Consider the following 12826-nt stretch of genomic DNA (forward strand, 5'->3'; position numbering starts at 1 on the left):
TGGTCGCCGGTCAACCGCGTCGACAACGCCTAGGGCGACCGCAATCTGATCTGCACCTGCCCGCCGGTGGAAAGCTACGCCGAGGCGGCTGGGTAGCAGCGCCAGGCAAAGCCCCTTCCGCAGGTTGGGAGGAGCTGCATGCTTTTGGCGCTCAAGGATCAAATTTAACCTTTCTTAGCAAGTCTCTGTTAGCAATTCATAAAGGCGGCTTCCATCAACATGGATCACCGTCGATCCCTTGTTTTGCGTGCAGGTTCTTATGCGTCCATCGGCTGTGCCAGCAATCCTCCTCGCCGCCCTGATCCTCTCGGGATGCGCCGCCAGTTCTGGCGCCGAAGATGTGCTCACCCCTGTACCGTCGCGGGAAACGACCAACGCCATCACCCAGCCGAGCGGCCCGATACCGGCTGCCGCCGTGGGCGATCCTGCGCCGCAGGCAAGCCCGCCGCAGCAGGCGTTGAGCTGGACAGGAGAGGTTCCAGAGCCGCAGGCGCTCGTGCCCGCAGACAGGCCGGTCGGCATGCCGATGCCGACGGAAAAGCCGGTCGCCCTGCTGATGCCGACCAACCCCGCGGGCAATGCGATGCCCGATGTCGGTACGAGGTCGCCGACACGCGGGCAAATTTACGGTCACCGGTTCCGCGATGCCAAGCCGATCAACTTCGGCTCCACTTCCCCGAGAAAGCTTGCCGTGCACGGCGTTGACGTGTCGCGCTGGCAGGGCGAGATCGATTGGGAGACGTTGCGGAGGCAAGGCGCGAACTTCGTCTACATCAAGGCGACCGACGGCGGCGATCACCTCGATCCGATGTTCAAGAAGAACTGGCGCCGGGCCAAGGAAGCCGGCCTGAAACACGGCGCCTATCACTTCTTCTATTGGTGCCGGACAGCCGGCGAGCAGGCCGACTGGTTCATCCGCAACGTGCCAAGGGAAGCCAACGCTCTTCCGCCCGTCATCGACGTTGAATGGAACAGCGAATCGAGCTGCAAGAGGCGCATCTCACCTGCCCGTGTCCGGGAAAAGATGCAGGTCTTCATGGACAAGCTGGAGCGCTATTACGGCCAGCGCCCGATCATCTACACGGCGCCGGACTTCTACCGCGATAATTTGAAGGGCCAACTGCTCGACTACCCCTTCTGGCTGCGCTCTGTGGCCGCCCACCCCTCCAAGGTCTACCCCGGCCGCAAGTGGCTCTTCTGGCAGTATTCCGGTTCCGGCCTCTCCGAAGGAGTCGATGGCAAGATCGACCTCAACGTGTTCAACGGCAATGAAAGCGATTGGCACGACTGGGTGGCGTCGCGATAGCCGAAGCCCGCCAGGCCGCTTGCCCCGTCGTCACGCGGACTTCTGCACCTTCACCGGCACGCCTTTGTAAGCAGGCGTTCCCGATTTCCGGTCGTAATCGCCAAGCGCGATGACCCTGTTCATCTCGGGATAATATCCGGCGATGGAGCCAACAGGGATGTCGTAGGCCACTGCGGTGAAGCCTCTAACCGCCCTGCTGCCGGTTTCAGCGACCGACTCGATATCAACCTTATCGCCATCGGTGAGGCCGCGTGCGGAGAGATCCCCGCTGTTCATGAAGATCACGTCACGGCGGCCGAAGACACCTCGATAGCGGTCGTCAAGGCTGTAGATTGTCGTGTTGTACTGGTCGTGACTGCGCAGCGTTGTCAGAACCAGCGTGTCTGCGTCTGCAAGGCGCGGATCTTCCTCCAGGCCAGGCGCTATGAGGAACTGTGCTTTTCCTGAGGGCGTGCGCCATTGCCGGTCGGAGGCCGCCACCGTCAGCCGGAAGCCACCGGGTTTTCTGACCCGGCTGTTGAAATCTTGGAAATCGGGAAAGACCACTTCGATCTTTTCCCGAATGCGATTGTAATCGGCGACCATCCCGTCCCAGTCGATATCGTATTTAGCGCCAAGCGTTGCCTTGGCGATGCCGGCAATAATGGCCGGTTCGGACTTCAGCTGATCGCCGGGCGGCTTCAGGAAACCGCGCGAGGCGTGCACCATCGACATGGAATCCTCGACGGTCACCGATTGCGGGCCTGTCTTCTGGATATCCTGGTCGGTGCGGCCGAGAACCGGAAGGATGATAGAGGTCCGGGCGATTAGCAGGTGCGAGCGATTGAGTTTGGTCGCGAGATGGACGGCAAGGTCGAGCTTGCGCATGCCTTCGAACGTCACCTCGGGATCGGATATGGCGACGGCCAGATTGCCGCCGAGGCAGACCAGCGCCTTCGACCGGCCTTCGATGATCGCCTCGATGGCCTCGACGGCGTTATGGCCCTTCTCCTCCGGCGGGCGGAAGCCGAAGGCCTTCTCCATGCCGTCGAGAAGCGCCTTGTTGGGGATCTCGGTGATCCCGACCGTGCGGTCGCCTTGAACGTTCGAATGGCCTCGCAGCGGGCAGATGCCGGCGCCCTTTCGGCCGATATTCCCGCGCAGCATCAGGAAATTGGCAAGCTGCTGGACATTGGCGGTGCCATGGCTGTGCTGGGTGATGCCCATGCCGTAGCAGAGGATGACGTTGCGTGCGTTGAGATAGACATCGACGGCGCTATCCAGCGCTTCGAACGTCAGTCCCGATCTCCTGAGGATTTCGGTCCACTCCGTCTTTGCGACATCGGCTTTCAGAGCCTCCAGTCCGATCGTGTTGGCCTCGATGAATTCCCGGTCGAGAAAGCCTTTGCCGCCTGCCGCGATATCGGCATCGTCGCGCTCGAATATCCGCTTCATCAGGCCCTTGAGGGCAGCGAGATCCCCGCCGGTGCGAACCTGGTGATAGGCCGATGCGATCGGCGTGGACGACATCGTCGCCATCTCCACCGGGTTCTGCGGTGCGGCGAATTTTTCGAGCGCCCGTTCTTTCAAGGGATTGAAGACCACGATCGGCACGCCGCGCCTTGCGGCATCATGCAGGGTGGTCATCATCCGGGGATGGTTGGTGCCGGGATTATGGCCGAAGCTGAAGATCGCATCGGCATGATCGAAATCCTCGAGCGTCACCGTGCCCTTGCCGACCCCGATCGAGTCGGGCAGGCCGACGCTGGTTGCCTCATGGCACATGTTCGAGCAGTCGGGAAAATTATTGGTGCCGTAGGCTCTGACAAAAAGCTGGAACAGGAATGCCGCCTCGTTCGAGGCGCGGCCCGATGTATAGAACTCGGCCATGTCAGGATCGGGCAATTTCCGCAATTCCGTGCCGGTCAGCGCAAAGGCCTCGTCCCAGCCGATCGGCCGGTAGCGGTCGCTGGCATGATCATAGATCAGCGGGTGCGTCAGGCGGCCCTGGTCTTCCAGCTGGTGATCGTTCCATTGCCAGAGTTCGGCAACGCCGTGCGCTGCAAAAAAGTCAGGCCCGGCGCGTTTCGCCGTCGATTCCCAGGTGATCGCCTTGGCGCCATTTTCGCAGAATTCGAACGAGCTCGTATGTTTGGGATCGGGCCATGCGCAGCCGGGGCAATCGAAACCCTCGGGCTGATTGGCTTTCAGCAGCGTCGCCGCACCCTGGGCGATGACCTGCTGGCGCGCAAGAGTCTCGGCAACGGCTTTGAGTGCACCCCAGCCGCCGGCAGGGGCCGTATATTTCTCTATGCCTTTCGGCCGCTTCTTGGTCATCACCTGCTCCACAAATCCGCCGAGGGTCAGCGCCTATTATCAATGCAAAAGGATGCCATGCGATAGATGGCGCGGACATCCTCTTAAAAAAGATCGGACCGCTCCGAGGGGCGGCGGAGCGGTCCTGGCGGATCGTCGGATCCACAAGACTTCGGCGCGGGAGGGACATGCCGATGTCTATCGGCACATTCGCGGTGCCGGTCTCCACATGGAAGTCACTTCCGAGAGACACCCAGACCTTACCGTCCCGATAGCAGGCCACGAAACTATACATAGGTATTGGGGATGATCTTGTTGATCCGGTCATCCCATCCCAATCTCGTCGGCCCCGCAGAAACCTGGACAGAAGTATAGGTCCGGCTACACCAGCATTGAATGTCCTGCTTTCGAACCTGCTCTACGATTCTTTCGAGGCCAGCGAAGCAGGAACGCAAAATTGCCAGCCGCGCAGCCAGATCGCCCCATCTCCAAAATTCGTTCATTCCAGCCAAGAGAATAGCCATGGACCGTATCAAACTCGAAAACCGTCGTAAGGCGCTCCACTGCCGCCTATCCGGGATATAGTCCCGTGCCAATCCGGAACAGAGGCGACGGCACAAGGCCCTGACCTAAGGCTTTTGCTAACGCAAAGCCTTCAGCATTTCCTAAATCCTCGCAGCTAGAAGGTTACCATCCAGTTCTGGGGAAACGGCTGATGAGCATATCGGGTATTACGAGCATTGCTCTTTCGGGAATGCGGGCGCAGACCACACGTGTCGGCGCAATTGCCAACAATATCGCAAACAGCAGCACGCCGGGCTATGCAAGGCTGAATACCAGCCTCACCTCCGTTGAGACCGGCGGCGTCCAGGCCGTCGTCAGCCCGACCGCATCAGATGTCGATCCTGCCACCGAACTCACCGACCTGATCGAAGCCGAGCAGAGCTACAAGGCAAACGCCGTGGTCTTCGAGACCGGTGCCGACATGTGGGAAATGCTGATGAGCATCAAGCGCGACTGAACACGCCCGATTTTATCGGAGAGTTGCTGGCGGAGAATTTTCCGCTGGCCTGAAGCCTATCAGGAATGCGCCGGCTCGCCCTGGCGCTGGGCGGCAAGGGCCGCAAGATCGGCGGGCTTCAGCTCGACGGATTCACCGCAGCCGCAGGCCGACGTCTGGTTCGGATTGGTGAAGGTGAAGCCGGAGCGTAGCGTGGTAGTCTCGAAGCCCATTTCGGTGCCGAGCAGATAGAGGGCTGCCGACGGCTCGACCCAGACTTTTGCACCGTCGCGCTCGATCAGGTCGTCCTTGGCATTGGGCTCGGTCACCAGGTCGATGGTATATTCCATCCCGGCGCAGCCGCCCTTCTTGATGCCGACGCGGACACCCTTGGCCTCCGGCCCCGAGTTCTCGACGATCGCCTTGACGCGGGCCGCAGCCCCGTCCGTCATGCTCATGATTGCAAAGCCCATCGACTCATTCTCCTTCCGCAACCGGGGTCAAGATCCGGCGCATCGTGACTCAAATGTAGTACCCTGAAGTAAACGGATCAATACCGTGGGATGTCAGTACCAGCCGACGGCGACTTGCGCCTCCTCCGACATGCGGTCCGGCGTCCACGGCGGATCGAAGGTCATGGCCACCTCGACGCCCGACACGCCTTCGACGGCACCGACGGCGTTTTCGACCCAGCCGGGCATCTCGCCGGCAACCGGGCAGCCGGGGGCGGTCAGCGTCATCATGATCTTCACCATCCGGTCGTCTTCGATGTCGATCTTGTAGATCAGACCAAGTTCGAAGATGTCGGCTGGAATCTCCGGATCGTAGACGGTCTTCAGCGCGCTGATGACGTCGTCGCTCAGCCGCGCCAGCTCATCGGCCGGGATGCTGGAATGCACGATGTCTTCGCGCACGTCGATCTTCTGTTCGCTTTCGTCCAGGCTCATCACGGACACTCCTCAAGCAAAGAACTTGCGCGCATAATCAAGCGCATCGGCCAGGGCATCGACCTCGGCACGGGTATTATACATGCCGAAGGATGCACGGCATGTGGATGTGACGCCGAAGCGTTTCAAGAGCGGCATGGCGCAATGTGTGCCGGCCCTCACCGCAACACCCTGCCGGTCGATCACCATCGAGACGTCATGGGCATGGATGCCGGCAAGCTCGAAGGAGAAGATACTCCCCTTGTCGGGCGCCGTCCCGAAGACCCGCAGCGAATTGACCAATTTCAGCCGCTCAACCGCATAGGCAGAAAGATCGGCCTCGTGGCGCGAAATCGCCTCGCGTCCGACCTTCTCCATATAGTCGAGTGCATAACCGAGCCCGATCGCCTGCACGATCGGCGGCGTGCCGGCCTCAAAGCGATGCGGCGGGTCGTTATAGGTCACCATATCCTCGGCGACTTCGAAGATCATCTCGCCGCCGCCCTGGAACGGACGCATCTCGAAAAGCCGCTCCTTCTTGCCGTAGAGCACGCCGATGCCGGACGGTCCGTAGAGCTTGTGACCGGTCATGACGTACCAGTCGCAATCGATATCCTGCACGTCGACCGGCAGATGCACTGCGCCCTGGCTGCCGTCGATCAGCACCGGGATGCCGCGTTCATGCGCGATCCGGCAGACTTCCTTGACGGGAACGATCGTGCCGAGCGCATTCGACATATGGGTGATGGCGACGAGCTTGGTGCGCTCCGTCAGGCTTTTCTCGAAATCTTCGATATGGAAAGCGCCCTCGTCGTCGACGGGCACCCAGACAAGCTTGGCGCCCTGCCGCTCGCGGATGAAGTGCCAGGGCACGATGTTGGAATGGTGCTCCATGATCGTCAAGACGATCTCGTCGCCTTCGCCAATCCTAGGCATGCCCCAGCCATAGGCAACAGTATTGATCGCTTCCGTCGAATTCTTGGTGAAGACGATGTCGTTCACCGAGGGCGCATTGAGGAAGCGGCGAACTTTTTCGCGCGCGGCCTCATAGGCGTCCGTCGCGGCATTCGAGAGATAGTGCAGCCCGCGATGCACATTGGCATATTCATGGCTATAGGCATGCGAGATTGCGTCGATCACCACCTGCGGCTTCTGCGCCGATGCGCCGTTGTCGAGATAGACCAGCGGCTTGCCGTGCACCTTCTCCGCCAGGATCGGAAAATCCCGACGGATGGCTTCAACGTCGTATTGGGTGGCCGGCGCTATCTTGTCCATTGATATATCCGATCAGGCGTGCTTTTCGAGCCAGGCCGAAATCACGCCTTCCAGCGCCTCGACCAGGGCTTCGTCTTCCAGTTCCTCGACGATCTCGGCGACGAAGGCGTTGACGAGCATCGCCCGCGCCTTGTTCTCCGGAATGCCGCGCGCCATCATGTAATAGAGGTGATTGGCGTCGATATCGGTCACCGTCGCGCCGTGGCCGCACTGCACGTCGTCGGCGAAGATTTCAAGCTCGGGCTTGACCGAGAATTCGGCATCGTCGGACATCAGCAGCGTGTTGCAAGCCATCTTGGCATCGGTCTTCTGCGCATCGGGCGCCACCCGGATCATGCCCTGGAACACACCCTTGGCGCGGTCGAAGACGACATTGCGGATCACTTCGGTCGAGCCGGTGTTCGGCACGTCGTGGCCAAGCACCATCGTCACGTCGGTATGGCTGTCGCCGCCGAGCAGGTTGATGCCGCGCAGCGTCAGATCGGCGCCCTCGCCCGTCACCTTGATGTTCAGCTCCTGGCGCACCAGCCTGCCGCCGGCATTGATGACGAAAAGCCGAAGCTTGGCGTCAACGCCGAGATCGATGCGGATCTGCCCGAGATGTGTATCGTCGGCCCCCTGCTGCTGCAGGATGATCCAGGTCAGTTCTGTGCCTTCGCCCACCGTGATGTCGCTGACGTGGGACACGAGGGCCGCATCACCGGTCACCGTCAGGTGACGCTCGATGACGGTCGCCTTGACACCGGCGCCGAAGGACACGGGAAGGCGCGTATGTATCTGCCCGCCCGCATGGATGAACTGGATTTCAAGGGGGGTTTCAAGCTCGGCATCGGCAGGCACGTCGATGACATAGCCGTCACGCACGAAGCTGCCATTGATACGGCCGACGGCATCGTCGCTGCCGAGCGCATCGAGCCCGCCTGCGGCAGAGCCGTCAAGCAGACGTTCGGAAAAGGCCGAAACGCCAAGACCGTCGGCCGTAGCCTTCTGGTTGGAATGGCCCTGGATCACCGCCAGCACCGTGGCATCAGCAACGAGTGGCTCCAAAGCCTCCGAGCCGGCATCGCCCGCCTGCGGCGGAACGGTGCGCAGCAGATTCTTGAGGTCGGTATAATGCCAGGCTTCGATGCGGCGCGTCGGCAGGCCGGCCTTCTTCAGGTCGTCGAGAAGCCGGTCGCGCAGGGCCGTCACCGCGCCATTGCCCGGCAGCTCGCCGATCTGCTGGTTGAAGGCCTCGATCAGCGCCGTCTCGGCCGCAGTCAGGCGGCTCGTCGTCTGCATGTTCATGGACGTCGTCCTTTCCACCCGAACTCAGGCCGCCGTGCCGATGATGTCGGCATAGCCATTGGCTTCCAGCTCATGCGCCAGCGTCTTGTCGCCCGACTTGATCACCTGGCCCTTGTAGAGCACGTGGACGGTATCCGGCACGATATAGTCGAGCAGGCGCTGGTAATGGGTGATGACCACAACCGCGCGGTCCGGCGAACGCAGCGCGTTGACACCGTCGGCGACGATCTTCAGCGCGTCGATGTCGAGGCCGGAATCGGTTTCATCAAGCACACAGAGCTTCGGTTCGAGCAGCGCCATCTGCAGGATTTCGGCGCGCTTCTTCTCGCCGCCGGAAAAGCCGACATTCAACGGGCGCTTCAGCATCTCGGTATTGATCTGCAGCTTGCCGGCGGCATCCTTGACCCGGCGCATGAAATCCGGCGTCGTCAGCTCGTCCTCGCCGCGCGCCTTGCGCTGCTCGTTCATCGCCACCTTCAGGAACTGCATGGTGGCAACACCCGGGATTTCAACCGGATACTGGAAGGCAAGGAAGATGCCCTTGGCGGCGCGTTCGGCGGGATCGAGCTCGAGAATGCTCTCGCCATTATAGAGAATGTCGCCCTCGGTGACTTCGTAATCGCTGCGACCGGAGAGCACATAGGAGAGCGTCGACTTGCCGGAGCCGTTCGGCCCCATGATGGCGGCAACTTCGCCGGCCTTCACCGTCAGGTTCAAGCCACGGATAATCTCGGTGCCGTCCTCGGCGATGCGGGCATGAAGGTTTCTGATTTCAAGCATAGTCTCGATCTTTCACTTGGGGCTTTTCCATCCAGGGAAAATGCGTTCCATCAATTCTAACAATTCATCGACCAGTTCGGCTGCTCTACCAAGCAGCAGCACAACGGCACACAGGCCAAGAGACGAAAGGACGATCAGTTTGCCGATATTCCAATTAGCGAAAGCGACAAACATTCCCACGATGACACCGGCCAGCGACGTGGAGAACAAAAACATCAGAGCATTTGCTATCCAATGCCTTTGTTTGCCCGTCTGCCAAAGCGGCGACTTATCGTCCATTACCCCACCGAGCCCTCGAGCGAGATGCTGATCAGCTTCTGCGCCTCGACGGCGAATTCCATCGGCAGTTCCTGCAGGACTTCCTTGACGAAGCCGTTGACGATCAGTGCGATCGCCGCTTCGGTCGGGATGCCGCGCTGCAGGCAGTAGAACAGCTGGTCCTCGGAGATCTTCGAGGTCGTGGCTTCATGCTCGAACTGCGCCGTCGAATTCTTCGCCTCGATGTAGGGCACGGTATGGGCGCCGCACTTATCGCCGATCAACAGCGAATCGCACTGGGTGAAGTTGCGGGCATTCGACGCCTTGCGGTGAGCCGAGACCTGGCCGCGATAGGTATTGTTGGAAACGCCCGCAGCGATGCCCTTGGAGACGATGCGGCTCGACGTATTTTTGCCGAGATGGATCATCTTGGTGCCGCTGTCGATCTGCTGATGGCCATTCGAAACGGCGATCGAGTAGAATTCGCCGCGGCTGTCGTCGCCGCGCAGGATGCAGGACGGATACTTCCAGGTGATCGCCGAGCCGGTTTCGACCTGCGTCCAGGAAATCTTCGAACGGTCGCCGCGGCAATCGCCACGCTTGGTGACAAAGTTGTAGATGCCGCCCTTGCCGTTCTTGTCGCCCGGATACCAGTTCTGCACCGTCGAATATTTGATCTCGGCATCGTCGAGCGCAACCAGCTCGACCACGGCGGCATGCAATTGGTTTTCATCGCGCTGCGGCGCCGTGCAGCCTTCGAGATAGGAGACGTAGGCGCCTTCTTCCGCAATGATCAGCGTGCGCTCGAACTGGCCGGTGCCCTTCTCATTGATGCGGAAATAGGTGGACAGCTCCATCGGGCAACGAACGCCCTTCGGCACGAAGACGAAGGAACCGTCGGTGAAGACAGCCGAATTCAGCGTCGCATAATAATTGTCCGAGGTCGGCACGACCGAGCCGAGATATTTCCGCACGAGATCGGGATATTCGCGAATGGCTTCCGAGATCGACATGAAGATCACGCCGGCCTTCTTCAGCTCTGCCTTGAAGGTGGTGACGACCGAAACGCTGTCGAAAACGGCGTCGACGGCGATCTTCGGCCTCTCGACGCCGGCAAGAATCTCCTGTTCACGCAGCGGAATGCCGAGCTTCTCATAGACCTTCAACAGCTCCGGATCGACCTCGTCGAGCGACTTCGGACCCGGCGTGCTTTTCGGCGCGGCGTAATAATAGATGTCGTTGAAATCGATCTTGGGATAGTTGACGCGCGCCCAGTTCGGCTCTTCCAGCGTCAGCCAGCGCCGATAGGCCTCAAGACGCCATTCCAGCATCCATTCCGGCTCCTGCTTCTTCGCCGAAATGAAACGAATGATGTCCTCGGACAGGCCTTTCGGCGCCTTGTCCATCTCGATAACGGTCTCGAAACCGTATTTGTACTGGTCCACATCGATCAGGCGGACCTGGTCGATTGTTTCCTGCACGGCAGCCATCTCATTCTCCAATCTCGCCGGATACAAGGTCCGGCAGCTTGTAGCGTTTGGGCAATTGTCTTGCCCTTTATGTAAGAGGCCAAAAGGGACTTTTCAGCCCGATTGGCAAGCAGAAATTTGCGTTTCCGCAAGTTTTGACGCGGGTCAAGCCGCCTCGCCCGCCGACCTCCGCCGACAGGCAATCTTCGCGAAAGCCGCAATCGCCCTGTCGACATCGTCTTCCGTCGTCGAAAAGCCGAGCGATATCCGTAGCGCTCCGAGCTTGGCGTCACGTCCCATCGCCGTCAGAACATGGCTCTCCCCGAGCCGACCGGATGAGCAGGCCGAACCCGCAGAAAGGGCAACGCCTTCGAGATCGAAGGCGATCTGCCCGGTCTCAGCCTTCAGCCCCGGCAGGGTGAAGAAGATCGTATTGGCGACACGCTCGCCGCCCTCGCCGTGGATCATCACATCGGCAGCCGCCTCACGCATGCCGGCTTCCAGCCGCTCGCGCAGCGCACCGATCGTCGCATTGCGCGCCTCGAGTTCGTCGGACGCGGCTTCTGCCGCCGCGCCGAAGCCGATCAGCGCCAGCGAATTCTGTGTCCCTGAGCGGTGACCTCGCTCCTGCCCACCGCCCTGGATCAGCGGCCTGGGCATCAGCGCCTCGCCGCGTGCGATGAGCGCGCCGGCCCCCTTCGGCCCGCCGATCTTGTGCGAGGAGACGATGATGAAATCGGCGCCGATCTTCTCGATATCGAGGGCGATGCGACCCGCAGCCTGCACGGCGTCGACGACGAAGAGCCCGCCATGGGCGTGGACGATCGTTGCCGCCGCCTCAACCGGCTGCACGATGCCCGTCTCGTTGTTGACGAGCATGATAGCGACCATCGGCAGCCCGGCGGCCTTGTCATGCGCATCAAGCAGGTGGCCGAGCGCATCGAGATCGACGATGCCGGCTTCCGTCACCGGGATCTCCGTCATACTCTCTCTGGCGAAGCGGCCGCCTTCGCGCACAGCCGGATGCTCGATCGCCGAGAAATAAAGATGGCCGAGCCGAAGCGGCGTGCGGCCCATGCGGAAATCCGGTGTCAGCACCAGGTTAGCGGCTTCAGTCGCACCGCTGGTAAACACCACATTGCCAGCACCGGTGCCGGCAAGTGCCGCCACCTTGCGTCGTGCGCCTTCGATGGCGGCGCGCGCGGCGCGGCCCTCTCCGTGCACGCTGTTCGGATTGCCAAACACATCGATGGCGCGCATGATCGCCGCGCGTGCTGCGGGGTGCAGCGGCGCTGTGGCATTCCAGTCGAGATAAAGGCGTGGCGGCGCCATGATCTTCAGTCCTGCGCTTGACGAGCTTGCTTCAGCGGCCGCGGTTCATTTTTCTTGAAATTTCCGCCGGGCTTGCCTTATGACACGTTCCACGATGCGTGGATCGCCATGCAAGTTTCGAATTGTTCTAAACTGCGTTTTAGAAAAGCTGACAACACTAGTCAAGTCATGTTGTCATCCGGCGCAGTGCGAACGCGAAATAAAACCCGGAGTACCAATGCCCGAAGTTATTTTCAACGGCCCAGCCGGCCGTCTTGAAGGCCGCTACCAGCCCTCCAAGGAAAAAAGCGCGCCCATCGCCCTGATTCTGCATCCGCATCCGCAGTTCGGCGGCACGATGAACAATCAGATCGTCTATCAGCTCTTCTACATGTTCCAGAAGCGCGGGTTCACGACGCTGCGCTTCAATTTCCGGGGCATCGGCCGCAGCCAGGGTGAATTCGACCATGGCGCCGGCGAACTCTCGGATGCCGCCTCGGCGCTCGACTGGGTGCAGAGCCTGCATCCCGATTCCAAGACCTGTTGGGTCGCCGGTTATTCCTTCGGCTCCTGGATCGGTATGCAGCTCCTGATGCGCCGGCCGGAGATCGAAGGCTTCATGTCGATCGCGCCGCAGCCGAACACTTACGACTTTTCCTTCCTGGCGCCCTGCCCCTCTTCCGGCCTGATCATCAACGGCGAGGCCGACAAGGTGGCGCCGGAAAAGGATGTCAACGGCCTGGTCGAGAAGCTGAAGACCCAGAAGGGCATCCTCATCACCCACCGCACCGTTGCCAATGCCAACCACTTTTTCAACGGCCAGGTGGAAACGCTGATGGGCGAATGCGAAGATTATCTCGACCGTCGCCTCAACGGTGAACTGGTGCCGGAACCGGCCGCCAAGCGGATTCGCTGACAC

At 60.8% G+C, this 12826-nt stretch carries 12 protein-coding genes; 3 read left to right on the forward strand and 9 right to left on the reverse strand.

All coding sequences use genetic code 11. The features are described 5' to 3' along the window. Window positions 1–259: 259 nt before the first annotated feature. The gene (locus ELH03_RS10410; protein WP_130766274.1) at window positions 260–1306 is read left to right on the forward strand and encodes a glycoside hydrolase family 25 protein; all 1047 of its coding nucleotides are present in this window, start codon (window positions 260–262) and stop codon (window positions 1304–1306) included. Between the two features lie 30 nt (window positions 1307–1336). On the opposite strand, the gene ELH03_RS10415 is transcribed toward ELH03_RS10410, so the two are convergent. Continuing rightward, window positions 1337–3622 (reverse strand): FdhF/YdeP family oxidoreductase, encoded by a 2286-nt coding sequence (locus ELH03_RS10415; protein WP_128411322.1) that lies wholly within the window; start codon window positions 3620–3622, stop codon window positions 1337–1339. 694 nt (window positions 3623–4316) lie between these two features. On the opposite strand from ELH03_RS10415, the gene ELH03_RS10420 reads away from it, so the two are divergent. Next, window positions 4317–4622, forward strand: a complete 306-nt coding sequence (locus ELH03_RS10420; RefSeq protein ID WP_128402592.1) for a flagellar basal body rod protein FlgC — start codon at window positions 4317–4319, stop codon at window positions 4620–4622. A gap of 59 nt (window positions 4623–4681) precedes the next feature. Here the strand turns inward: ELH03_RS10420 and sufA are convergent, their stop codons facing one another. The 8 genes from sufA to ELH03_RS10460 form a co-directional block, all read right to left on the reverse strand. After that, entirely contained in the window at window positions 4682–5074 is a 393-nt protein-coding gene (gene sufA / locus ELH03_RS10425; RefSeq protein WP_018483745.1) for a Fe-S cluster assembly scaffold SufA, read from the reverse strand. Between the two features lie 93 nt (window positions 5075–5167). Next, window positions 5168–5548, reverse strand: coding sequence for an SUF system Fe-S cluster assembly protein (locus ELH03_RS10430; RefSeq protein ID WP_128402593.1), 381 nt, complete (start codon window positions 5546–5548; stop codon window positions 5168–5170). 12 nt (window positions 5549–5560) lie between these two features. Continuing rightward, window positions 5561–6802, reverse strand: coding sequence for a cysteine desulfurase (locus tag ELH03_RS10435; RefSeq protein ID WP_130766275.1), 1242 nt, complete (start codon window positions 6800–6802; stop codon window positions 5561–5563). A 12-nt stretch (window positions 6803–6814) separates the two neighbouring features. Further along, complete coding sequence (sufD, locus tag ELH03_RS10440; protein WP_130766276.1) at window positions 6815–8089, reverse strand: Fe-S cluster assembly protein SufD; 1275 nt, start codon at window positions 8087–8089, stop codon at window positions 6815–6817. Between the two features lie 24 nt (window positions 8090–8113). Next, the gene (gene sufC, locus ELH03_RS10445; protein ID WP_018445225.1) at window positions 8114–8869 is read right to left on the reverse strand and encodes a Fe-S cluster assembly ATPase SufC; all 756 of its coding nucleotides are present in this window, start codon (window positions 8867–8869) and stop codon (window positions 8114–8116) included. A 12-nt stretch (window positions 8870–8881) separates the two neighbouring features. Continuing rightward, the gene (locus ELH03_RS10450; protein ID WP_128402597.1) at window positions 8882–9148 is read right to left on the reverse strand and encodes a hypothetical protein; all 267 of its coding nucleotides are present in this window, start codon (window positions 9146–9148) and stop codon (window positions 8882–8884) included. Then, window positions 9148–10617 (reverse strand): Fe-S cluster assembly protein SufB, encoded by a 1470-nt coding sequence (gene sufB / locus ELH03_RS10455; protein WP_130766277.1) that lies wholly within the window; start codon window positions 10615–10617, stop codon window positions 9148–9150. The genes ELH03_RS10450 and sufB overlap by 1 nt, the downstream gene beginning before the upstream one ends. A gap of 144 nt (window positions 10618–10761) precedes the next feature. Beyond that, complete coding sequence (locus ELH03_RS10460; protein ID WP_128402599.1) at window positions 10762–11928, reverse strand: cysteine desulfurase family protein; 1167 nt, start codon at window positions 11926–11928, stop codon at window positions 10762–10764. 217 nt (window positions 11929–12145) lie between these two features. On the opposite strand from ELH03_RS10460, the gene ELH03_RS10465 reads away from it, so the two are divergent. Further along, the gene (locus ELH03_RS10465) at window positions 12146–12823 is read left to right on the forward strand and encodes an alpha/beta hydrolase (protein ID WP_003559715.1); all 678 of its coding nucleotides are present in this window, start codon (window positions 12146–12148) and stop codon (window positions 12821–12823) included. Window positions 12824–12826: the final 3 nt, after the last annotated feature.

The organism is Rhizobium beringeri (assembly GCF_004306515.1).
Lineage (GTDB): Bacteria > Pseudomonadota > Alphaproteobacteria > Rhizobiales > Rhizobiaceae > Rhizobium > Rhizobium beringeri.

Bases quoted from the DNA above. Each gene is read 5' to 3' on its own strand.
- ELH03_RS10410 (WP_130766274.1), top strand. From the start codon at position 260: ATGCGTCCATCGGCTGTGCCAGCAATCCTCCTCGCCGCCCTGATCCTC.
- ELH03_RS10415 (WP_128411322.1), bottom strand. From the start codon at position 3,622: ATGACCAAGAAGCGGCCGAAAGGCATAGAGAAATATACGGCCCCTGCC.
- ELH03_RS10420 (WP_128402592.1), top strand. From the start codon at position 4,317: ATGAGCATATCGGGTATTACGAGCATTGCTCTTTCGGGAATGCGGGCG.
- sufA (WP_018483745.1), bottom strand. From the start codon at position 5,074: ATGGGCTTTGCAATCATGAGCATGACGGACGGGGCTGCGGCCCGCGTC.
- ELH03_RS10430 (WP_128402593.1), bottom strand. From the start codon at position 5,548: ATGAGCCTGGACGAAAGCGAACAGAAGATCGACGTGCGCGAAGACATC.
- ELH03_RS10435 (WP_130766275.1), bottom strand. From the start codon at position 6,802: ATGGACAAGATAGCGCCGGCCACCCAATACGACGTTGAAGCCATCCGT.
- sufD (WP_130766276.1), bottom strand. From the start codon at position 8,089: ATGAACATGCAGACGACGAGCCGCCTGACTGCGGCCGAGACGGCGCTG.
- sufC (WP_018445225.1), bottom strand. From the start codon at position 8,869: ATGCTTGAAATCAGAAACCTTCATGCCCGCATCGCCGAGGACGGCACC.
- ELH03_RS10450 (WP_128402597.1), bottom strand. From the start codon at position 9,148: ATGGACGATAAGTCGCCGCTTTGGCAGACGGGCAAACAAAGGCATTGG.
- sufB (WP_130766277.1), bottom strand. From the start codon at position 10,617: ATGGCTGCCGTGCAGGAAACAATCGACCAGGTCCGCCTGATCGATGTG.
- ELH03_RS10460 (WP_128402599.1), bottom strand. From the start codon at position 11,928: ATGGCGCCGCCACGCCTTTATCTCGACTGGAATGCCACAGCGCCGCTG.
- ELH03_RS10465 (WP_003559715.1), top strand. From the start codon at position 12,146: ATGCCCGAAGTTATTTTCAACGGCCCAGCCGGCCGTCTTGAAGGCCGC.